We start from the raw sequence: 20,609 nt of genomic DNA on the forward strand, positions 1-20,609 counted from the left end.
CGCTCCCGATCCTCGGCGGATGGCCCGACCAGGCCGCCGAGCCGCCTAGATGTCCCGCCCTCGATAGACCTCGGGCGATGGGCGTCGCCGCCGCTGGAGAAAGGCCCGGAGGCGGCCGTCGATGGCCGCGAGTCCGCAACCGATCAGCGCCATGCCGACGAAGTGCTGCGGATCGAGGCGCTCGCCCAGCACGACGGCACCGAGGAGAATGGCCGACACCGGAATGAGGAAGGTGACGAGGCAAAGGTTGGTCGCCCCCGCCGTCGCCAGGATGCGGAAGTACAGCACGTAGGCGAGCGCCGTCGACAGGGCCGCGATGCCCCCGATCGCGCCCCACACCGACGCACTCGGCACCGGCAGGGTCCAGGGCCGATCGACGACGAGGGCGATGGGCAGAAGCAGGAGCGTGGATGCCGTGACCTGCCCCGCGGCCGTCGCGAGCGGCGGAACGCCCATCCCCTGGAAGCGCCGCCCGAAGAGGCCGGCGCAGGCGTAGGACAGGGCCGCGCCGAGGACGGCGATCTGCGCCAGGAAGCCGGTCCCGAGGCCCGCGAGGACGGCGGGTCCGACCATCACGGCAACGCCGGCGAGGCCGGCGAGCACCCCCGCGATCCGGTTGCCGGTCATCCCCTCGTCGGACGTGAGGATGTGGGCCGCGGCGACGGTGAACAGCGGCGTGGTCGCGTTCAGGATCGTGGCGAGCCCGGAGGCGATGTGGGTTTGGCCCCACACGATCAGGCAGAACGGAACGGCGTTGTTGAGGAGGCCCATGCCGAGGAAGGTGGCCCAAACCCGAGCCCCGCGCGGCATGCTGAGGCCCGACAGTGGCACGACGGCGTTCAGGATCACCGCGGCGAGCCCGACGCGCAGGGTGACGAGGGTGAAGGGCGGCACTGCGTCGAGCGCCACGTGCGTGAAGAAGAACGATCCGCCCCAGAGCACGGAAAGGCTGACGAGCATCGCCCATTCGGGCGCGGACATCGTGCGGTTCACGGCGGGCGGCATGACGGAATCCTCGCTGGCTCGATCCGTCCTAGGATTTTGCCCGGGTGACGCGCGTCCCGTTTCTTGCCCTCAAATCCTCCGGCCGGCCCGCGTGGCGCGGCCGGGGCTTGTTTCGGTGATCGAATCCCCGCCCGACGATGCGGTCCTTGCGCCGCGCGGTGGATATTCGCCGGTCCGCTTTCGGGACGCTCAGGAAGATGGGCGCTGATCTATCAATCCGAGGCGGGATACGACCGTCCCAGGAGCAAGGATGGCACCGGGTGCAACAACCGCATTCGCGCCAATGCGGCATCCGTCTCCGACAAGCGCACCGAACTTCAGCGTGTCCGCTTCCATCATCTTGCCGTCATAGCTGATCTGGAGGCGGGGATCGGCATGCTCATTCCTATAGTTTGCGAGGATCGAGCCAGCTTCGAGATTGACATCACTGCCGAGGATACTGTCGCCAACGAAGTTGAAGTGGGCGAGCTTCGAGCCTTGAAACATGATGGTGGTCTTGAGTTCGGCTCCGGGTCCCACGATACAGTCACTGTCGAGCCAGCATCCGCCTCTGATCAGGCTTCCCATGGCGACAAGACAATTCGGGCCGACGATCAGTGGGCCTTTCATTACGGCACCGGCCTCGACCCTGGTTGTGCGATGAACGGCGATATCGCCCTCAATCTCGTAGTCGGTCCCAAGTGTCTCCAGAAGCCTCGCGACCAGACCTGCCAAACCGGTGACGATATCCCACGGCTCCCCCGTCGCCCACGCGGCAAGGGGCGAACTACGCCAGGACGCGATATGCGCATCAACGATGGTCATTCGGCACGCACGCGGGGTCCCTGCAACTCGAAGAGTGCCACAGCGTGTACGGCGTGCCAGCCTCGGTCAATCGTTTGCCGCGAGTTCGAACGGCAGGTCTCACGCCATGCGATTGCGTTGTTGAGAATCCGACTTGAGTCGCAACCGCCCCCACGGCAGGGGGCCGGCGCCCGACGATCCGCCCCCTAATGCCGGCGCGCGTCGGCCTTGCCCTGGAGGTGGCGGGCGAGTTCGCGGCCGATCTCCCGCATCAGGCTGTCGAGGAGCCGGGCCAGGGACGGGTGGTGCAGGTGGCCGACGAGGCCGTGCAGGGCGATGGCGTGCTCGGCCATGCGGTTGACCGCGTGCTGGCCCGGCCGGTCGAGGCCGCCCTCGTGGGTGAGGTCGAGGGCGATGCCGCGCCCGTGCCGGGGCTGGCCCGCCCCGTCGCGCTCGATCCGCCCGCGCAGGGACAGGCTGCGCCCGCCCGACGCCGTGCGGAAGGCGACGTCGAACGGGGCTCCGCCGGCGACGGCGGCATGGACGACGTTCTCCACCCGCTCGCGATCCTCGCCGTGGGTCCCGTCGAGGAGGCGGCCGAGGGGCACGCCGGAGGCCGTCGGCTCCAGGCCGAGGACCTCCGGCAGGGTGCCCGAGAGCACGAGCCGGTCCGCCCAGATGTCGTAGGTCCACAGGCCGACGACCCCGGACGCCACCAGGGCGGCCTGCACCGCCTCGCTCTCCGACATCGCAAACAGGGGTCGGGACATGATTCTCCTGGGGGGCGCGCACGCCGGGCCGCCACCGTGCCGTGGGGCCGGGCGCCGGGCGAACGGCACGATTTACCTGAGGTTGGTTCTACCGAGGGATTCGCCGGGTCCGGTTCCCGCAAGCTAGAGCGAAAACCACCGAACGAGAAGAGGGGGCGGTTGCGTTTTTATGGTGATCCATCAACCTTAGATTGACGACCGGGCCATGGCCGCAGCCGTGCGCTTAACGATTGATTAACCATGATCGGCGAGACCGGATCAGGTCATCCTTGCGTCCCAGGACAGCCCCGGCGCGGGCGCCGGCCTGCGAGACCGGGACGAATCGAGAGCCGCGAAGGGGCGCCAGGATGAAGGCCATCACGTTCGTCACGCAGAAGGGGGGCAGCGGCAAGAGCACCCTGTGCATCTCCCTCGCCGTCGCCGCGCAGGAGCGCGGCCTCTCCGTCTGCATCCTGGAGATGGACCGGCAGGCGACGATCTCCGACTGGCTCGACCACCGCACCGTGGACGGTCCCGAGGTCGCCCAGATCGACGCGACCCAGATCGACGCGGTCATGGGCAAGCTGCGCGAGTCCTCCTACGACTACGTCTTCATCGACACGCCGGGCGTCGATTCCACCGGGACCCTCTCGGCCATCCGGGCGGCGGACCTGTGCATCATCCCGTGCCGGCCGACCCCGGCGGACCTGCGCGCGTTCAAGCCGACGCTCGCCGCCATCTACCGTCTGGAGAAGAAGTTCGCCTTCGTCCTCAACCAGACCCCGCCGCGCTCCTACCGCATCCGCGACGCCGCCGACGGCCTCGCGGTGCTGGGCATCCTGCCCGACGTCAACATCGTCGCCCGCACGGACCACCAGGACGCCATCGGCGTCGGCCAGGGCGTCACCGAATTCAACCCGAAGGGCCAGGCGGCGGGCGAAGTGCGCAAGCTCTGGACCTGGATCGAGAAGCGGATGCAGGTCTCCAAGCATGTCAAAGCCGCCTAAACCGAGCCTCGCCGCCATCGTGGCGGCCTCGTCCGGGCGCCCGCAGCCCACCGCCGAGATCGTCACCCTCGCCGTCGGCACCCCCCGCCCCCGGCCCGCCGCCACCCTCAAGGAGCGGGCGCGGCAGATGTCGGTCTACCTCGAGCCGCCGGTCTACGATCAGCTGCGCGACATCGCCCATGCCGAGCGGGCCAAGATGCACGGCCTGATGCTGGAAGCCCTCGACCTGCTGTTCCGGCAGCGCGGCGCCCGCTCCATCCAGCAGCTGACGGAGACCGACCCGCGCTGAGGCGGGCGGGGTTTCGCGCGTGCGAAAACCGCTGGATCGAGAAGGGCTTGCGGCGCGATCCCGACGTCGCGTCGCAACCGGACCCCCGCCGCGGCCGGCCGACGCCCCGCCGGGCCGGGCCGCTGACCGGGCCGTCCCGTTCGATTCCGGCTTTCGCCCGATCCTGCAGCGGCTTCGGTCCGGGTCCGGATGCGGCGCCTGAACTGCGAAGGCCGGTCCGCGACCCACTCGCGAAAAATCCCGGCCGCCGGATTCAGCCTTCGTTTACGCCGAAGCGACAAACCTGGGCGTCCCGGAACGGCGCCCCTGCGTCCGCGTCGCCCCGGGCACCCGGCGGACCTCGTCGTCCTCGGTCGCGGGTGTGTGTTGCGTCACGAGGCGGCGGGGCGGATCAACGGGATGACGCGTTCGACGAAGGCCGGCCTGTCGTTCGGTGTGCCGGCCGGGCTGCCCCTGTGGCGGCTGATCGGCGCCTGCGCCGTGGCGCTCGCCACCGCCAACTGCGCCCAGAATCCGCAGCAGAAGCTCGCCGGGGCCTCCGGCTCCACCCTCGATCCGAAATACGGGGTCAAGGCGAGCCCGCGCCTCTACAAGGAGGGCGACGTGATTCCGAAGGGCGGCGGCCGGCGCTTCTCCGGCAAGCCCTACGTGGTGGCGGGCCGCACCTACGTGCCGCGGGAGGACGCCAAGGGCTACGTCCGCGAGGGCCTGGCCTCCTGGTACGGCGCCGCCTTCCACGGCCGGATGACGGCCAACGGCGAGGTGTTCGACCGCAACTCCATCGCGGCCGCACACCCGACCCTGCCCCTGCCGAGCTACGCCCGCGTCACCAACCTCACCAACCATCGCTCGATGATCGTGCGGGTGAACGATCGCGGGCCGTACCACGCCGACCGCGTCATGGACGTATCGGAGGAGGTGGCCCAGGCCCTCGAATTCCACCGCAGCGGTACGTCGAAGGTGCGGGTCGAGTATGTCGGCAAGGCCTCCACCGCCGGCAGCGACGACCGCAAGCTCCTCGCCACCCTGCGCACGGACGGCGTGCCCGCCGCCATCCGGGGCCCGTCGCCGGTGATGCTGGCCGATCTCGGACCCGACGAGCCCCTGGCGAGGGGCCGCTCGGCCCTGGCGTTCCGGTCGGCCGCCGAGGAGGCGCCGCAGGAGATTGTGCAGGACGCTTCGCGCGAGACGTCGCAGGAATCTCCGAACGAGGCGCCCCGCCCGGCGCGCGCCCGGCCGATCATCCTGGCGAGTGCGGCCGGCGTCGCCGTGCCCGCCGCCCTCCAGCCCACCGCCCCGCGCGAGACCACGTTCCGGCCCATGGCCACCGCACCCGTGCGCCTCGCGCCGGCCCCCTTGAGCCTGACGCCGCCGCCCGTGCGGCTGGCGGGGCACGGGGCTGCGGGCCACAGGACCGGGGGACGGACCGAGGTCGCCGCCGTGCCGCAGCCCCTGACGCGCACCGCCGCCGCCTGGCCCGCCCCGGCGCCCACGAAGGGCGGGGGACACGCGGGCGCTTCGGCTCCGTCCGCGCTCCCGGCCAAGGCCGCCGCCTCCACCAAGGTCGCGTCCGTCAAGACCGCCGCATCCGTCGATCCGGCGAGGCCCGCAAAGGGCATCGCACCGGTGAAAGTGCTGGCACCGGTGAAAGTCCTGGCGACGGCCAGGGTGCCCGCGCCGGCACCGCCGGTGAAGCTGGCCGCCAAGGCCGTCCCGGCTCCGGCGGGGAAGGGCGCCGCCGGCAAGACCTCGGTCGCCGCGGCCAAGCCGATCCCGGCGCGGGCGCGGGTCGCCGAGGCCCGATAGGATCAAGACTCCGTGTCCGTGTGCGGTGCGAAATGCCCTGGCGGGACCTGGATTTGGGTTCGATCTCTCCCCGAATACCTTGTATCGTCACGCTTGAACGGTGGCGGGAACGGTGATCCCGGACCGAGTGGTATGAGGCGAGTGATGCGCGCGACGATTCTCCACGCGACCCGGACCGCCCTGGTCTGCGGGGTGCTCGCCGCATCCGCCTGGGGCGCCCGCGCCCAGAGCTTCCAGACGGCCGCCCCCCACGCGATCCTCATCGATGCCGATTCCGGCTCGGTCCTGTTCGAGAAGGGCGCCGACGAGCTGTTCTCCCCGGCCAGCATGGCCAAGCTGATGACCACCGAGATCGTGTTCAACGAGATCCGGCAGGGCCGGCTCACCATGGAGTCGGAGTTCCAGATCACCGAGGACGCCTGGCGCCGGGGCGGGGCCGGGGGCGGCGGCTCGTCGATGTTCGCGCAGCTCAACAGCCGCATCAAGCTCACCGACCTCCTGCGCGGGCTCATCGTCCAGTCGGGCAACGACGCCGCCATCGCCATCGGCGAGGGCATCGCCGGCTCGGAGGAGAACTTCGGGCGGATGATGACGAACCGGGCGCGTGAGATCGGCCTGCAGCGCTCGACCTTCCGCAACGCCACCGGCTACTCGGCGCCCGACCAGAAGGTGACCGCGCGCGATCTCGCCAAGCTGGCACTCCACCTCATCGAGACCTATCCCGACCTGTACAAGATGTTCGCCGAGCGCGAATTCACCTGGAACAAGATCAAGCAGCAGAACCGCAACCCCCTGCTGGCCCTGGACATCGGCGCCGACGGGCTCAAGACCGGCTACCTCGAGGAATCCGGCTACGGCCTCACCGGCTCGGCGGTGCAGAACGGCCAGCGCCTGATCATGGTGGTGAGCGGCCTCAAGACCGCCCGCGACCGGGCGGCGGAATCGCGCAAGCTCGTGGAGTGGGGGTTCCGCGCCTTCGAGCCGCGCCAGGTCTTCGCCGCGGACGAGACCGTGGCCGAGGCCTCGGTCTTCGGCGGCGCGCAGGGCAGCGTGCCGCTCGTGGCGAAGAAGCCCGTGCGGGTGCTGCTGCCGCGCGGCACCGGCGACCGGATCACCGCCAGGGCGGTCTATGACGGGCCCCTCGTCGCGCCCGTTGAGGAGGGCAAGGCCATCGGCCGCCTGCGGATCATGCGCGGCGACACCCAGGCCCTCGACCAGCCGCTCTATGCCGGCGCCAGCGTGCCGGCCGGCTCGATCCCGCAGCGCGCCCTCGACGCGGCCCTGGAGGTCGGCACCGGCCTGTTCCGCCGCGCCTTCGACAAGGCCGGCGCCAAATCGTGACGGGCCCATCGTGACGGAGATCGCCGCCGGGGCGTTCATCACCTTCGAGGGCGGGGAGGGGGCCGGGAAATCCACCCAGGTCCAGCGCCTCGCCGCGCACCTGCGCGTCCGCACCGACCGCCCGGTGGTGGTGACCCGCGAGCCCGGCGGGTCGCCGAAGGCCGAGGCGATCCGCGACGCCCTGCTCGCCGGCATCGCCAAGCCGCACGGCCCCTTCGCCGAGGCCCTGCTGTTCTCCGCCGCCCGCATCGACCACCTCGACACCCTGATCCGTCCGGCCCTGGCCCGGGGCGAGACGGTGCTGTGCGACCGCTTCGCGGATTCGACCCGGGCCTACCAGGGTGCCGCCGGCGGCCTCGACCCCGAACTCGTGACCAGCCTGGAGCGCGTCGTCGTCGGCCCGACGCGCCCCGCCCTCACCCTGATCCTCGACCTCGACCCGGTGGTCGGCCTCGCCCGCGCCGCCGGGCGCTCGGACGGGGCGCCCGACCGCTTCGAGGCCGAGGCCCTCGACTTCCACACGCGTCTCCGCGCCGCGTTCCGCGCCATCGCCGAGGCCGAGCCGGAGCGCTGCGCCCTCGTGGACGCGGGCGCCGCGCCGGACGCCGTGGCGGCGGAGATCCGGGCCATCGTCGCCGCGCGGCTGCCGACCCTTCTCGGGGAGGCGGGTGATGATGCGGCCTGAACGCCTGCCCGAGGATGTCGAGCCGGGCGACCTGCCCCACATCCCCCGCCCCCGCGAGCAGACCGGCCTCGTCGGCCACGCCGAGGCCGAGGCCGCCCTCGTCGCCGGGATCGCGTCGGGGCGCCTGCACCATGCCTGGCTCATCGGCGGCCCCCGCGGCATCGGCAAGGCGACGCTGGCCTACCGCATGGCGCGCTGGCTCATCGCCAATCCGGGCCTCGACGCCGTTCCCGAAACCCTCGCCGTCGATCCGGGCCATCCGGCGGCGCGCCAGGTCGCGGCCCTGTCGCATCCGAACCTCGTCGCCCTGCGCCGGACCCGCCCGCCCACGGCGAAAACCCTGGCGACGAAGATCTCCGTCGATGCGGCGCGGGGCGCCCTGGAGCTCTTCGGCTCCACCGGGGGGGCGGCCGGCTACCGCATCTGCATCGTCGACAGCGCCGAGGATCTGAACGCCAACAGCGCCAACGCCCTCCTGAAGATGGTGGAGGAGCCGCCGCCCCGCTGCCTGTTCCTCATCGTCAGCCACGCGCCGGGCCGGCTCCTGCCGACCATCCGCTCGCGCTGCCGGGCCCTGACCCTGCGGCCCCTCGCCGAGGCCGAGGTCGCCCGGGTGGTGGCGGGCTTCCCCCCGCCCTTCGTCCAGCCCGACGCGGACGCCCTCGCCCGCGCCGCCGCCCTGTCCGAGGGCTCGGTGGCGCAGGGGATGGCGATGCTCGACCCGGCCACCGCCACCCTCGTCGCGGAAGTCGAGACCCTGCTCGCCCGCCTCGACCATCCGGACTGGCGCCGCATCCTGGCGCTCGCCGAGAAGCTCTCGGGCCGCGACTCCGACGACCTGTTCGCCAGGGGCCTCGACACGGTGTTCCGCTTCGTCTCGGCCGAGCTCGACCGCCGCGCCCACGAGGACCCGGCCCGCCTTGCGGCCCTGGTCGAGGTGTGTGACAAGATCGCCCGCGCCGCGCGGGAGGCCGCGATCTACAATCTCGACCGCCGGCCGCTGGTCCTGTCCCTGTTCGGAGACCTCGCCGGCGCCCTGCGCGCCGCGGCCTGAGCCGGACGGATTTTTTACGATTCTTCGTCCTGTGATCCTTTTGAACCCTGTCTCCGGGGAACCTTCGACGTGACCGACCCGGCCTCCCCAAAAACCTTCGGCCTCACCACGGCGATCTCCTACCCCAACGGCGCGCCGCATATCGGCCACGCCTACGAGGTGATCGCCACGGACGCGTTCGCGCGCTTCAAGCGCCTCGACGGCTACGACGTGCTGTTCGCCACGGGCACCGACGAGCACGGCCTCAAGATCCAGCAGACCGCCGCCAAGGCGGGGATTTCCCCGCGCGAACTCGTCGACGACATGGCCGGCCGCTTCCGGGCCATGGCCGAGGCGTTCGACTGTTCCCACGACCGCTTCATCCGCACCACCGAGCCCGAACACTACGCGGCCGCCCAGGAGCTCTGGCGCCGGATGGAGGCCAACGGCGACCTCTACCTGTCGAAATACGCCGGCTGGTACTCCGTGCGCGACGAGGCCTACTACAACGAGGACGAGACCGAGCTCGGCCCCGACGGGGCGCGCCGCTCCCGCGAGACCGGCACGCCCGTGACCTGGATGGAGGAGGAGAATTTCCTGTTCCGCCTGTCCGCCTATGGCGACCGGCTGCTGGCGCTCTACGAGGCGCAGCCCGACTTCATCGGACCGGAAACGCGGCGCAACGAGGTGGCGAGCTTCGTGCGCTCCGGCCTCAAGGACTTTTCCGTCAGCCGCACCAACTTCGACTGGGGCGTGCCGGTGCCGGGGCATCCCGACCACGTCATGTACGTCTGGGTCGACGCCCTGACGAACTACCTCACCGTCACGGGCTTCCCCGACGAGACCGACCCGCGGAAACGATTCTGGCCGATGGACCTGCACGTCATCGGCAAGGACATCGTCCGCTTCCACGCCGTGTACTGGCCGGCCTTCCTCATGTCGGCCGGGCTGCCCCTGCCCAAGCGCGTCTTCGGCCACGGCTTCCTGCTGTCCAAGGGCGAGAAGATGTCGAAGTCGCTCGGCAACGTCGTCGACCCCATGGACCTGATCAGGACCTACGGCGTCGACGCCCTGCGCCACTTCGTCCTGCGCGAGGTGCCCTTCGGCGGCGACGGCAACTACAGCCACGAGGCCATCGTCACCCGCTACACGGCGGACCTCTCCAACGGCCTCGGCAACCTCGCCCAGCGCTCCCTCTCGATGATCGCCAAGAACCTTGGGGGGCTGGTCCCGGAGCACGGCGACCTCACCGAGGACGACCGGGCGCTCCTGGCCCTGGCCGACGCCCTGCCGGGGGCCGTGCGCGAGGCCATGGACCGGCTCGCGCCCCACACGGCGCTCGCCGAGATCTGGGCCGTGGTGACGGCCTCCGACCGCTACTTCGACGCCCAGAAGCCCTGGGTCCTGCGCAAGACCGACCCGGCGCGCATGGCGGCCTCCCTCTACGTGGTAGCCGAGACCCTGCGGGCCATCGCCATCCTGGTGCAGCCGTTCATGCCGGGCTCGGCGGGGAAGCTCCTCGACCTCCTGGCCGTGCCTGCGGACAGGCGCCGCCTCGCCGATGTGGGGGAGGGCGGCCGCCTCGTCCCCGGCACGCCGCTCCCCGCCCCCGCCGGGCTGTTCCCGCGCTTCGTCGAGCCGGAGGCCGGCATCGGCGCATGACCGGTCCTGTGCTATGGTCGGGCGATCCAGCGATGCCGGACGCACGATGAGCTACGAATCCCCGACCCCCGACAACAATCCCGTCCTGCGTCAGGTCCTGGGCTTGCGACGCGAGATGCACGAGATGACGGAGCGTCAGGCGCGCGCCATCGACCTCGTCAGCCGGCTCGGAGAGCGCATGGAACGTGGCTTCGACGATGTGCGTCGCGACGTGCGGGAGGTGAAATCGGATCTCATCCTCATGGAGAATCGCGTTCTGACGGCGCAGTCCGATATCCTCCGCATCGTCCGGCGCGCCGATGACGGGCCGGATTCCGACCACGACGCATCCCGTCAGCCCTGACGTCCAAATCAGCCCTGAAATCCGAGCGCGCGGCGTCAAGCGGCGACGCCGCTCGCCATGGGTCGAGATCGTCCCCGCCGCGCGAGCCAACAATGCTGGTCGACAGTCACTGCCACCTCGATTTCCCGAATTTTTCCGAGGATCTGCCCGGCGTCATCGCCCGTGCCAGGCAGGCGGGGGTGACCCGCATGGTCACCATCGCGACGCGGGTCGCGAAGGCGAAGACCTACGAGGCGATCTCGGAGGCGAACCCCGAGATCTGGCACACCATCGGCACCCACCCGGACGGGGCCGGGGACGAGCCCGAGGTGCCGACCGAGACGATCGTGGCCCTGAGCCGGCATCCGCGCTGCGTCGGCATCGGCGAATCCGGCCTCGACTTCCACTACGACGACGCCGCCCCCCAAGCCGTGCAGGAGCGCGTCTTTCGCCGCCACATCGCGGCGGCCCGCGAGACCGGCCTGCCCCTGGTGATCCATTCCCGCGATGCCGATGCCGCGATGGAGGCGATCCTCGTCGACGAGATGGGGCAGGGGGCCTTCACGGCGGTGCTGCACTGCTTCTCGTCGGGCGCGCGCCTCGCCGAAATCGGCGTCGAACTCGGGCTCTACGTCTCGTTCTCCGGCATCGTCACCTTCCGGCGCTCGCACGACCTGCGCGCCATCGCGTTGACGGTCCCGCGCGACCGCCTGCTGGTGGAGACCGACGCCCCGTTCCTGGCGCCCGAACCCCACCGGGGCCGCACCAACGAGCCGGCCTACACCGCCGACACGGCGCGGTCCCTCGCCGGGACCTTCGCGATGGAGTTCGCGGATTTCGCCGCCCTGACCACGGCCAACTTCCACCGCCTGTTCCACAAGGCGGTGGCCGGAACCGGGGAGGGCGAAGGGGAGGGCGAAGGCAAAGGCAAAGGCAAAGGCAAAGGCAAAGGGGAGGGGACGTGACAGGCCCCTGCCCCCTCCGATACCAACGGAGCCGGAGGGTGCGATGGGTTCCTTGACGTTGACGATCCTCGGCTGCGGCTCGTCCGGCGGCGTGCCCCGGGTCGCCTATGGCTGGGGCGCCTGCGATCCGGCCGAGGCGAAGAACCGGCGGCGGCGCTGCTCTCTCCTCGTGGAGCGCCAGGGGGAGGCCGGCCGCACCAGCGTCCTCGTCGACACCTCGCCGGATCTCCGCGACCAGCTCATCGGCGCCGGCGTGGAGCGCCTCGACGCGGTGCTGTTCACCCACGCCCATGCCGACCACACCCACGGCATCGACGACGTCCGGCCCCTGGTGCTCCACATGCGCCGGCGCATCCCGGTCTATGCCGACGCCCTCACCCGCGCCCTGCTGGAGCGGCGCTTCGGCTACTGCTTCGAGACGCCGCCGGGCAGCGAGTATCCGCCGATCCTCGACATGAACGACCTGTGTCCGGGCGAGGCGGTGCGGGTGGCGGGCGCGGGCGGCGCGGTGACGGCCCTGCCCTTCGCCATGGAGCACGGCAACGAGGCGGCCCTGGGGTTCCGGTTCGGCCCGGCGGCCTACGCCCCCGACGTGAGCCTGATGCCCATGGGCGCGCAGGCCCACCTGCACGGCCTCGACCTGCTCATCATCGACGCCCTGCGGGAGACGCCGCACCCGACGCACTACTCGGTCTCGGACGCGCTGGCCCTCATCGAGACGGTGCGGCCCCGCCGCGCCATCCTCACCAACCTCCACACCGACCTCGACTACGCCACCCTGGCGCGCAAGCTCCCGCCGCACGTGGTGCCGGCGTATGATGGGCTGAGCGTGACGCTGGATCTCTGACCGGCGGCGGGTCCGCGACGCCGGGGGGAGGGTGGATCAGGTCCGGGCCTGGGCCCCTCTTCAGTTCCGGGCCGGGGCCTCTTCCGGCAGGCCGGCCGCCACCAAAATCTGGGTCATGGCCGCCTTGGCGAGGTGGTTGTAGCCCGCGTCGGTCATGTGGAGGCCGTCGGGGCCGATCATCTGGGTCGGCGTGAGCAGGCCCTTGGCCACCCAGGCCCGCATCATCGCGTTGCGCCGGATCACCGGAACGCCGAGTTCGCCGGCCACGGCGTGCAGGGCGGTGCCGTAGAGCTCCGATCCGGCGGTGCCGGACAGGCGCTTGCACCATTGCTGGTCCATGAGGATCACCTCCGCCCCCGTGGCGCGGATCGCCAGGATGCCGGCGCGGGTCAGTTCGGCGAAGCGCTCCACGCTGACGCCGGTCATTGGATCGTTGCTGCCCGTCTGCCAGACCACGAGGTCTGGCTTCTCCGCGAGCACGTCGCGCTCGAGGCGCCGGGCCATGGCCTCGGCATCGTCGCCGCCCTTGCCCCGGTTGAGCACGGTGACGAACTGATGCTCGGAGCCGGACTTGTCGAGGCGCGACTCGAGATCCTCCTGCAGCTGGGCCGGATAGGTCGAGCCCGGCGAGGTGGCGCCGATGCCCTCCGTCGAGGAGGAGCCGAACGCCACGATGCGGATGTCCGCGCCCTTGGCCACGAGTCCGGCGAGGCGCGGCAGGCGCGCCAGGGCGCGGGCGTGAAGCGCGGGGCGCGCCGCCGGGGGCGTCCGCACCGCCGCGGACGCGTCCAGTCCCGCATGATGCACCGCCGGGAGCGGCACCGGCTCGGACCGGGCCGGCGCACCGAGGGCCGCGAGGGCGAGACCGAGGATCGGGACGAGGGGGAGGCGCGCTGAGATCGGCATCAGGTTCGCTTCGGTACAGGTATCCGGACACTCGACGCCTGGATCTGAACCCAGCGTGTATCATGTATTCTGAGCCGAGATTATGACGGAGGCGAGGGCGTTGCGCGGCGATTGTGCCACAGGCGGGCCGGAACGTCAGGGTTATGCGCGCAACCCGGCGGACAGGATGAATCCCGGGTTCATGCCGGCGGGTTCACGCGAGGAAGATCGGAAGGACGGCCGGAAACGGTTTCGAAGTCCCTTCGAAGCCCCCTGCCCCGGATTTTCGGGGTTTTGGTTCCATAATATATCTTATGCGAATGGCTTCGGTGGGATCGGAGGTGGTGTCCGGGTATCCTTTGGGCACTGTGCCCGTCACGGTTCGGATACCGTTTTCGAGCGCGATTCGGGCGAACACCCTTGAAACGACCGCGCCAGTGGCAGACATCTATGGTGTGGGATTTCAGCGCGGTCACGTTCGAGTTCAGGAGCGATGGCGTTTCCGAGGACACCGTCGTGACCGTGCGGATTTCGACCCCGGGCGGTGCGTTGCACCTGATGGCCGAAGCTGAGGAAATTTCGGAGGGGCGCGGGTTGCGTCTCCGCGGCGTGCACATGCACGCGGACAACGGCAGGAACACCCTCGGTTTGTCCAACCTGCGCCAACTTGCCCTGTGGGCCCTCAAGGAGACGGGCTACGATGAAATCCTCATTGAAGGCGCGGCTCGGACGTCTGGGGCCAATCCGGGACGTATCCCGGGTGTCCTCCGGTTCGCCCGCGATCCTGTCCCTGAGCCCGAGCCAGGGGCCGGAGAAGGTCGAGGCCGTTCAGGCGACCCTGGCCCTGGCGGGGCGGGGCCTGAGCTTGCTGCGCGCCAAGCGGGTGATCGAGGAGATGCTGGATAAGGGCCGCGCCGTCGTGGAGGTCCCGCTCGTCGAGGACGAGGACGCCCTGGCGCGAGATCTGGCCGAGGCCGGATGCGCCGCAGCACGCCTGGGGCCGGCGCAGATGGATGTCCGCGCCCTGCGCGACAGGCTCGGGGTGACCCAGGAGCAGTTCGCCCACCGTTACGGCCTCGAGGTCGATGCGGTCCGGAATTGGGAGACCGGGCGGCGCAGGCCGGATGCGGCCGCCCTAGCCTATCTCGGCGTGATCGCCCGCCTGCCCGAACAGGTCAGCATGGCCCTGGAGCGATCGCTGGTGCCGGCGGGGGCGGTGGCCAGGGAGGCCGGACGCCTCCGCGCGCGCGCCGTCGGCGTCATGGAGCTTCTCCATCCGGAGCGCGTCGCCGAGAACCGGCGGCTCGTCAACAGCATCCCCGAGGCACGCTTGGGCGACGTTCTGCGTGCCGCCGAGACCGCGGTGGCGGAGCGCATCGAGGCGGCGGCGGCCGAACGTGGAGCGCTGCCCCGCGCGCCAGTCTGAACCAGTGAGCAACTCCTCCCCCTGCCCTACACCCCGCCCTACGACAGGCCGGCGCTCTGCGACGACCTCGCCGCCCGCGCCATCCCGGGCGTGGAGGCGGTCACGCGGCTCGCCTATCGCCGGACCGTCGACCTCTTCGGACGGCACGGCCACGCGGCCGATCCGCACCTGGCCCGCCTCGTGGCGGCCCGGCCGGGCCTGCGGGTGCCGGCGCGCGCCCGACGCCCTCCCGGCGGGCGACCTCGCCCTCCTGCGCGCCCTCGACGACGGGGGCGGGCGCCCGAGCGCCGCCGGCCTGGCGGCGCGGTCGCGGCCGTGGCGCCCGTGGCGGTCCTACGCCGTGCTCCACCTCCGGGCGGGCGAGGCCGACGGGGGCGGGGTTCGCGAGAGGGATTCGACCGCAAGAACCGGGATGCGCGGCCGCCGCGAAGGCGCCAGGGTAGGGGCATGACGACGCCCCTCCCGACCTGCCCCCTCCCCGCCACCCGCGATGCGCCCGACGCCACCGAGGACGCGTGCTGGGCCGCCGTCGCCGCCCGCGATCCGGTGGCGGACGGGCGCTTCGTCTACGCCGTGCGCACCACGGGCGTGTATTGCCGGCCGGGCTGCGGCGCCCGCACCCCGCGCCGGGCGAACGTGGGTTTTTACGGGACCCCCACGGCGGCGCGGGCCGCGGGCTTCCGCCCCTGCCTGCGCTGCCGCCCCGACGCTCCGCCCCTGGCCGCGCGCCACGCCGCGGCCGTGGCGAGCGCCTGCCGGCGGATCGAGGCGGCCGCGGAGCCCCCTGCCCTCGCGGCCCTGGCCCGCGCCGCTTCCCTGAGCCCGTTCCACTTCCACCGGGTGTTCAAGGGGATCACCGGCGTGACCCCGAAGGCCTACGCCGCGGCCGTGCGGGCGGGGCGCCTCGCCGCGTCCCTGCCCGAGGCCGGCACCGTGACGGAGGCGGCCTACGCGGCGGGCTACGGCACGGCGGGCCGGTTCTACGCCGCCGCCGGACCGCGCCTCGGCATGGCGCCCGGCGTGTTTCGGAAGGGCGGGGCGGGCGTCGCCATCCGCTTCTCCGTGGCGACCTGTGCCCTCGGCTTCGTCCTGGTGGCGGCCACCGAGCGGGGCCTCTGCGCCATCCTGCTCGGCGACGATCCGGAGGGACCGGTCCGGGACCTCCACGCGCGGTTTCCCCGGGCCGCGATCACCCGGGACGAGGCCGGGTTCGCGGCGCACGTGGCCGAGGTCGCGGCCTTCGTGGCGGCGCCGCAGGGCGGCCTCGCCCTGCCCCTCGACATCGGCGGCACCGCCTTCCAGCAGCGGGTCTGGGAAGCCCTGCGGGCGATCCCGGCGGGGGAGACCGCGACTTACACGGACATCGCGCGCGAGATCGGCCGGCCCGCCGCCGTGCGGGCCGTGGCGCTGGCCTGCGCCGCCAACGCCCATGCGGTGGCGATCCCCTGCCACCGGGTGGTGCGCGCCGACGGGGCGCTCTCGGGCTACCGCTGGGGCGTCGCCCGCAAGGCCGCGCTGCTGGCCCGTGAGAGGACCCCCGTGGCCGAGGACGGCGAGGGACCGGACCCGGCGTGAGGGCCGTCCCGCATGGGCCACCCTTGTCCGCGACCCTTGTCCGCCGGGCCGGGGCGGGGGAAGAGGGCCCCCGGCCCGTGAAGAGGAGTCCCGATCCGTTGCGCGTGACACCGCCCTCCCCCGCCCGGCCCGCCGGGAGCCCGCCGTCGGCCCTGGCCGCCTATCCGATCCTCGCCGGCACCATGCTGCTCTGGGGCGGCAACGTGGTGGCGGGCAAATGGGCCGTGGGCGAGGTCTCGCCGCAGGTGCTCACCTGCCTGCGCTGGGCCTTCGCCTGCCTCGTCCTGGCCCTGCCGGCCCGGGCCGGCTTGCGGGCCGAGTGGGGCCGCCTGCGACCGCACTGGCCCTACGTGCTGCTCATGGGCGCGTGCGGCTACACCCTCTACGCCAGCCTGTTCTACGCCGCCGGCCTCTACACCACGGGGATCAACATCGCCCTGTTCCAAGGGTCGATCCCCGTCCTCGTCATCCTCATCAACTACGGCGTCCACCGGGTCGCCGTGGGCGGGGCGCAGGCGCTCGGCGTCGCCGTGACCCTGGCCGGGGCGGTGGTGGCGGCCACCCACGGCGACTGGCGGGTGCTCACCCATTTCGGCTTCAACCTCGGCGACGTGCTGATGCTCGCCGCCTGCCTGTTCTATGCCGGCTACACCGTGGCCCTCGGCGCCCGGCCGAAGGTTTCCGGCCTGACCTTCTTCACCGCCATGGCGCTCGCCGCCTTCCTCACCGCCCTGCCGCCCCTCGCCGCCGAATGGGCGCTCGGCCACACGATCTGGCCGACGCCGAAGGGCTGGCTCATCGTGGCGTTCGTGGCCCTGGGGCCGAGCCTCCTGGCCCAGCTCGGCTTCATGCGCGGGGTCGAGCTCATCGGCCCGAACCGGGCGGGGCTGTTCGTCAACTTCGTGCCGATCTTCGGGGCCGGCCTCGCCGTCGTCTTCCTCGGCGAGCCGTTCCGCTGGAACGACGCCCTGGCCCTCGGCCTCGTCATCGGCGGCATCGCCATCGCCGAGCGCCTCGGCCGGCGGCGCTGACGGACGCCGAAACCGTCAGGGACCCGCCTGCCCCGTCACCGCCCTGCGCAGGGCGGTGAGCAGGGCGCCCTCGAAGGCCAGGGCCGAGCCGTAGTGGAACTCGATGTCGAACGGCTTGCGGGCGTTCATGGAGAGGGAGGCGCTCTGCATGGCGATGAGCCGGCCGGCCTCGTCGAACAGGCCCGAGCCCGAGCCGCCGAAACCGTCGTTGCAATCGTGGCGCAGGCGCCGGATGCCGCCCTCGCTCGGCGGATCGACCTGACGGATGGCGCAGGTCTCGAGGCTCGCCGGCCCGCGGTAGTTCTCGTGCCCGCCTGGGGACACCATCACGACGGGCAGCCGCATCGGCCCCTCCCCCAGCTCGGGGGCGGCCGGCAGGGGTTGCGGCCGGGCGCCCTCCACGGGCCGCACGAGGCGCAGGATCGCCCAGTCGTCGGTGATGTGGAGCGCCTGCGCGGCCGGTTCGGCCCCGAGCTCGATGCTGCCCGGCACGAAGTCGTAGTTGCGTCCGCCGATCTGGAAGAAGCAGTCGCCGACCTCGCGGGTGGTCTCGAGGCGGCGATTGCGGAAGTTGTGGGCGTTGAGCACCACCACGGACGGATCGCCGACGAGCCAGGCCGCCGCCGCCTTGCGCGGGATGCCGTCGGGGCCGTGGCAGAACAGCACGCCCGCCCCCGGATAGCGGTCGATATCCGCGCCGGTGAGGTCGCGGCGTCCGTCCCTCGGATAGAGGGCGGCCAAGCTCCATGCCGAAAAATCCTGCGCCGGGGCCGGTCCGGCGGCGCAGAGCAGGGCCGCCAGGGCGATGCCGAGGCGGTCCGGAATCCCCCCGCGCGCGGTTGCGCGTCTCCGCCCAGCCCCTGGCGCCATCTTTCCCCGCTCCCCGCCATCGGCCCGTTCGCCCGGGCCGTTGCGACAGTGGTGCGACGGCCCCCTGGGGGCGGTCAAGCGACGGGTCGCCGCTGCGCGATCCTCACGCTCTATTTGCCAAAGTTTCCCGACTAGAAATGTCGGATCGTCTAGAGACTTTGCGACAGGAAGATGGCTAGAAATAAGGGCTGAAGGGACAGTAATAAGCTTCTTATAAGACTACGCTAGTCTGATAAAAGCTTAAGAGCGCGGCGGTTCTTCTGAGGATCGCGGCGCCGATGTTCCGAAACGGCGGGAGAAACAGCCACGCACGACCGCAGGGTCGATAGACGGGGCGGCAGCTGAGGAGACGCACGATGATGAGGTACTTGAGTTCCGTGTCGGTGCTGGCCGTGATGGCCCTGGCGCCCATCGGGATGGCCACCAGTGCGGCCGCCAACGACAAGCTCGTCGAGCTGTCGAAGAGCGACGAAAACTGGATCATGCCCGGCAAGAACTACGACTCGGACAATTACAGCAAGCTCAAGCAGATCAACACCGAGAACGTGAAGCAGCTCAAGCCGGCCTGGAGCTTCTCCACCGGCCTGCTCAACGGCCACGAGGGCGCGCCCATCGTCGTCGACGGCAAGATGTACATCCACACCTCGTTCCCGAACAACACGTTCGCCCTCGGCCTCGACGATCCGGGCCTGATCCTGTGGCAGGACAAGCCCAAGCAGAACCCGGCCGCCCGCGCCGTCGCCTGCTGCGATCTCGTGAACCGCGGCCTCGCCTACTGGCCGGGTGACGGCAAGGTGCCGTCCCTCATCCTGAAGACGCAGCTCGACGGCAACGTCGCCGCCCTCAACGCCGAGACCGGCGAGACGGTGTGGAAGGTCGAGAACTCCGACATCAAGATGGGCTCGACCCTGACCATCGCCCCCTACGTGGTGAAGGACAAGGTGATCATCGGGTCGTCCGGCGCCGAGCTCGGCGTGCGCGGCTACCTCACCGCCTACGACGTGAAGACCGGTGCCCAGGTGTGGCGCGCCTACGCCACGGGTCCCGACAAGGACCTGCTGCTCGGGCCCGACTTCAACGTGAAGAACGCCCATTACGGCCAGAAGGGCCTGGGCACCTCCACCTGGGAGGGCGATGCCTGGAAGATCGGCGGCGGCACCAACTGGGGCTGGTACGCCTACGATCCCGGCACCAACCTGATCTACTTCGGCACCGGCAACCCGGCGCCGTGGAACGAGACCATGCGTCCCGGCGACAACAAGTGGACGATGACCATCTTCGGCCGCGACGCCGATACGGGTGAAGCCAAGTTCGGCTACCAGAAGACCCCGCACGACGAGTGGGATTACGCCGGCGTCAACGTGATGATGCTGTCGAACCAGAAGGACAAGGACGGCAAGGATCGCAAGCTCCTCACCCATCCGGACCGCAACGGCATCGTCTATACCCTCGACCGGACCGACGGTTCGCTCGTCTCGGCCAACAAGATCGACGACACCGTCAACGTCTTCAAGTCCGTCGACCTGAAGACCGGCCAGCCGGTGCGCGATCCCGAGTACGGCACCCGGATGGACCACCTCGCCAAGGACGTCTGTCCCTCGGCCATGGGCTACCACAACCAGGGCCACGATTCCTACGATCCGGAGCGCAAGCTCTTCTACATGGGCATCAACCACATCTGCATGGACTGGGAGCCGTTCATGCTTCCGTACCGTGCGGGCCAGTTCTTCGTCGGTGCGACGCTGAACATGTACCCCGGCCCGAAGGGTGACCGTCAGAACTACGAGGGTCTCGGCCAGATCAAGGCCTACAACGCCATCACGGGCGAGTATAAGTGGGACAAGATGGAGCGTTTCGCCGTGTGGGGCGGAACGATGGCCACCGCCGGCGACCTCGTGTTCTACGGAACGCTGGACGGCTACATCAAGGCCCGTCACTCCGACAACGGCGACCTCCTCTGGAAGTTCAAGCTGCCGTCGGGCGCCATCGGTTACCCGATGACCTACAGCCACAAGGGTGATCAGTTCGTCGCCATCTACTACGGCGTCGGCGGATGGCCGGGCGTCGGCCTGGTGTTCGACTTGCAGGACCCGACCGCCGGCCTCGGCGCGGTGGGCGCCTTCAAGAAGCTCGCCAACTACACCCAGATGGGCGGCGGCGTGATGGTGTTCTCCCTCAACGGCAAGGGTCCGTACGACGATCCGAACGTCGGCGAGTACCTGACGGCCGCCAAGAAGTAAGTCTCGATCCCAGGACCAGGACCTCGCCGGCCTCAGGGCCGGCGGGGTTCCCACAATGCCCGAGATTTCGCGCGCGACGGCCAACGCG

General features: G+C 70.9%; 19 protein-coding genes and 1 pseudogene. 15 read left to right on the forward strand and 5 right to left on the reverse strand.

The window, feature by feature from the left end; genetic code table 11:
* Window positions 1–45: 45 nt before the first annotated feature.
* From ASF28_RS18775 to ASF28_RS18785, 3 genes are all read right to left on the reverse strand, one after another.
* The gene (locus ASF28_RS18775; RefSeq protein WP_056096260.1) at window positions 46–1,005 is read right to left on the reverse strand and encodes a DMT family transporter; all 960 of its coding nucleotides are present in this window, start codon (window positions 1,003–1,005) and stop codon (window positions 46–48) included.
* 189 nt (window positions 1,006–1,194) lie between these two features.
* Window positions 1,195–1,809 carry an LpxA family transferase gene (locus ASF28_RS18780; protein WP_056096263.1) on the reverse strand — a complete coding sequence of 205 codons (615 nt, stop codon included), beginning with the start codon at window positions 1,807–1,809 and terminating at the stop codon, window positions 1,195–1,197.
* A gap of 185 nt (window positions 1,810–1,994) precedes the next feature.
* Entirely contained in the window at window positions 1,995–2,558 is a 564-nt protein-coding gene (locus tag ASF28_RS18785) for a PAS domain-containing protein (protein WP_244475083.1), read from the reverse strand.
* 347 nt (window positions 2,559–2,905) lie between these two features.
* Here ASF28_RS18785 and ASF28_RS18790 point away from each other — a divergent pair, with 347 nt between their 5' ends.
* The 10 genes from ASF28_RS18790 (at window position 2,906) to ASF28_RS18835 (ending at window position 12,494) form a co-directional block, all read left to right on the forward strand.
* Window positions 2,906–3,544, forward strand: coding sequence for a ParA family protein (locus ASF28_RS18790; protein ID WP_056096269.1), 639 nt, complete (start codon window positions 2,906–2,908; stop codon window positions 3,542–3,544).
* On the forward strand, window positions 3,528–3,833 hold the full coding sequence (locus ASF28_RS18795) for a ribbon-helix-helix domain-containing protein (RefSeq protein ID WP_056096272.1): 306 nt from the start codon (window positions 3,528–3,530) through the stop codon (window positions 3,831–3,833). The genes ASF28_RS18790 and ASF28_RS18795 overlap by 17 nt, the downstream gene beginning before the upstream one ends.
* Window positions 3,834–4,232: 399 nt before the next feature.
* Window positions 4,233–5,639 (forward strand): septal ring lytic transglycosylase RlpA family protein, encoded by a 1,407-nt coding sequence (locus ASF28_RS18800; protein ID WP_056096275.1) that lies wholly within the window; start codon window positions 4,233–4,235, stop codon window positions 5,637–5,639.
* A gap of 144 nt (window positions 5,640–5,783) precedes the next feature.
* On the forward strand, window positions 5,784–6,980 hold the full coding sequence (locus tag ASF28_RS18805) for a D-alanyl-D-alanine carboxypeptidase family protein (protein WP_056096278.1): 1,197 nt from the start codon (window positions 5,784–5,786) through the stop codon (window positions 6,978–6,980).
* Window positions 6,981–6,990: 10 nt separating this feature from the next.
* Window positions 6,991–7,665: a dTMP kinase gene (gene tmk / locus ASF28_RS18810; RefSeq protein ID WP_244475085.1), complete on the forward strand. Its 675-nt coding sequence runs from the start codon at window positions 6,991–6,993 to the stop codon at window positions 7,663–7,665.
* On the forward strand, window positions 7,655–8,719 hold the full coding sequence (locus tag ASF28_RS18815) for a DNA polymerase III subunit delta' (RefSeq protein WP_056096465.1): 1,065 nt from the start codon (window positions 7,655–7,657) through the stop codon (window positions 8,717–8,719). Before tmk ends, ASF28_RS18815 begins: the two co-directional genes overlap by 11 nt.
* 69 nt (window positions 8,720–8,788) lie before the next feature.
* Window positions 8,789–10,360 (forward strand): methionine--tRNA ligase, encoded by a 1,572-nt coding sequence (gene metG / locus ASF28_RS18820; protein WP_056096281.1) that lies wholly within the window; start codon window positions 8,789–8,791, stop codon window positions 10,358–10,360.
* 46 nt (window positions 10,361–10,406) lie between these two features.
* Window positions 10,407–10,703: a hypothetical protein gene (locus tag ASF28_RS18825; protein ID WP_147711372.1), complete on the forward strand. Its 297-nt coding sequence runs from the start codon at window positions 10,407–10,409 to the stop codon at window positions 10,701–10,703.
* A gap of 92 nt (window positions 10,704–10,795) precedes the next feature.
* Window positions 10,796–11,647, forward strand: coding sequence for a TatD family hydrolase (locus ASF28_RS18830; RefSeq protein ID WP_056096287.1), 852 nt, complete (start codon window positions 10,796–10,798; stop codon window positions 11,645–11,647).
* A gap of 43 nt (window positions 11,648–11,690) precedes the next feature.
* Window positions 11,691–12,494: an MBL fold metallo-hydrolase gene (locus ASF28_RS18835; RefSeq protein WP_056096290.1), complete on the forward strand. Its 804-nt coding sequence runs from the start codon at window positions 11,691–11,693 to the stop codon at window positions 12,492–12,494.
* Window positions 12,495–12,554: 60 nt separating this feature from the next.
* Here the strand turns inward: ASF28_RS18835 and ASF28_RS18840 are convergent, their stop codons facing one another.
* A complete protein-coding gene (locus tag ASF28_RS18840; RefSeq protein WP_056096293.1) occupies window positions 12,555–13,400 on the reverse strand; it encodes an SGNH/GDSL hydrolase family protein in 846 nt (281 codons plus the stop codon).
* 679 nt (window positions 13,401–14,079) lie between these two features.
* Between ASF28_RS18840 and ASF28_RS22010 the strand changes: the two genes are divergently transcribed.
* The 4 genes and pseudogenes from ASF28_RS22010 (at window position 14,080) to ASF28_RS18855 (ending at window position 17,411) form a co-directional block, all read left to right on the forward strand.
* Window positions 14,080–14,805, forward strand: coding sequence for a helix-turn-helix domain-containing protein (locus ASF28_RS22010; protein WP_244475086.1), 726 nt, complete (start codon window positions 14,080–14,082; stop codon window positions 14,803–14,805).
* 21 nt (window positions 14,806–14,826) lie between these two features.
* Window positions 14,827–14,943 (forward strand): annotated as a pseudogene (locus ASF28_RS23765) (AlkA N-terminal domain-containing protein); the annotation flags it as partial.
* A gap of 309 nt (window positions 14,944–15,252) precedes the next feature.
* Window positions 15,253–16,380: a bifunctional DNA-binding transcriptional regulator/O6-methylguanine-DNA methyltransferase Ada gene (ada, locus tag ASF28_RS18850; RefSeq protein ID WP_056096296.1), complete on the forward strand. Its 1,128-nt coding sequence runs from the start codon at window positions 15,253–15,255 to the stop codon at window positions 16,378–16,380.
* A 104-nt stretch (window positions 16,381–16,484) separates the two neighbouring features.
* Window positions 16,485–17,411, forward strand: coding sequence for a DMT family transporter (locus ASF28_RS18855; protein ID WP_056096468.1), 927 nt, complete (start codon window positions 16,485–16,487; stop codon window positions 17,409–17,411).
* A gap of 15 nt (window positions 17,412–17,426) precedes the next feature.
* Here ASF28_RS18855 and ASF28_RS18860 read toward each other — a convergent pair whose 3' ends face one another.
* On the reverse strand, window positions 17,427–18,281 hold the full coding sequence (locus ASF28_RS18860) for a trypsin-like peptidase domain-containing protein (RefSeq protein WP_082476663.1): 855 nt from the start codon (window positions 18,279–18,281) through the stop codon (window positions 17,427–17,429).
* 356 nt (window positions 18,282–18,637) lie between these two features.
* Between ASF28_RS18860 and ASF28_RS18865 the strand changes: the two genes are divergently transcribed.
* On the forward strand, window positions 18,638–20,521 hold the full coding sequence (locus tag ASF28_RS18865) for a methanol/ethanol family PQQ-dependent dehydrogenase (RefSeq protein WP_056096299.1): 1,884 nt from the start codon (window positions 18,638–18,640) through the stop codon (window positions 20,519–20,521).
* The last annotated feature ends 88 nt before the right edge of the window (window positions 20,522–20,609 follow it).

Origin of the sequence: Methylobacterium sp. Leaf99, assembly GCF_001422375.1 — a bacterium.
Classification (GTDB): Bacteria; Pseudomonadota; Alphaproteobacteria; order Rhizobiales; family Beijerinckiaceae; genus Methylobacterium.

What these genes read in the sequence shown, in the direction of transcription:
- ASF28_RS18775 (WP_056096260.1), bottom strand. Translation starts at nt 1,005, where the DNA reads ATGCCGCCCGCCGTGAACCGCACGATGTCCGCGCCCGAATGGGCGATG.
- ASF28_RS18780 (WP_056096263.1), bottom strand. Translation starts at nt 1,809, where the DNA reads ATGACCATCGTTGATGCGCATATCGCGTCCTGGCGTAGTTCGCCCCTT.
- ASF28_RS18785 (WP_244475083.1), bottom strand. Translation starts at nt 2,558, where the DNA reads ATGTCCCGACCCCTGTTTGCGATGTCGGAGAGCGAGGCGGTGCAGGCC.
- ASF28_RS18790 (WP_056096269.1), top strand. Translation starts at nt 2,906, where the DNA reads ATGAAGGCCATCACGTTCGTCACGCAGAAGGGGGGCAGCGGCAAGAGC.
- ASF28_RS18795 (WP_056096272.1), top strand. Translation starts at nt 3,528, where the DNA reads ATGTCAAAGCCGCCTAAACCGAGCCTCGCCGCCATCGTGGCGGCCTCG.
- ASF28_RS18800 (WP_056096275.1), top strand. Translation starts at nt 4,233, where the DNA reads ATGACGCGTTCGACGAAGGCCGGCCTGTCGTTCGGTGTGCCGGCCGGG.
- ASF28_RS18805 (WP_056096278.1), top strand. Translation starts at nt 5,784, where the DNA reads ATGCGCGCGACGATTCTCCACGCGACCCGGACCGCCCTGGTCTGCGGG.
- ASF28_RS18815 (WP_056096465.1), top strand. Translation starts at nt 7,655, where the DNA reads ATGCGGCCTGAACGCCTGCCCGAGGATGTCGAGCCGGGCGACCTGCCC.
- ASF28_RS18825 (WP_147711372.1), top strand. Translation starts at nt 10,407, where the DNA reads ATGAGCTACGAATCCCCGACCCCCGACAACAATCCCGTCCTGCGTCAG.
- ASF28_RS18830 (WP_056096287.1), top strand. Translation starts at nt 10,796, where the DNA reads ATGCTGGTCGACAGTCACTGCCACCTCGATTTCCCGAATTTTTCCGAG.
- ASF28_RS18835 (WP_056096290.1), top strand. Translation starts at nt 11,691, where the DNA reads ATGGGTTCCTTGACGTTGACGATCCTCGGCTGCGGCTCGTCCGGCGGC.
- ASF28_RS18840 (WP_056096293.1), bottom strand. Translation starts at nt 13,400, where the DNA reads ATGCCGATCTCAGCGCGCCTCCCCCTCGTCCCGATCCTCGGTCTCGCC.
- ASF28_RS22010 (WP_244475086.1), top strand. Translation starts at nt 14,080, where the DNA reads ATGAAATCCTCATTGAAGGCGCGGCTCGGACGTCTGGGGCCAATCCGG.
- ada (WP_056096296.1), top strand. Translation starts at nt 15,253, where the DNA reads ATGACGACGCCCCTCCCGACCTGCCCCCTCCCCGCCACCCGCGATGCG.
- ASF28_RS18860 (WP_082476663.1), bottom strand. Translation starts at nt 18,281, where the DNA reads ATGGCGCCAGGGGCTGGGCGGAGACGCGCAACCGCGCGCGGGGGGATT.
- ASF28_RS18865 (WP_056096299.1), top strand. Translation starts at nt 18,638, where the DNA reads ATGATGAGGTACTTGAGTTCCGTGTCGGTGCTGGCCGTGATGGCCCTG.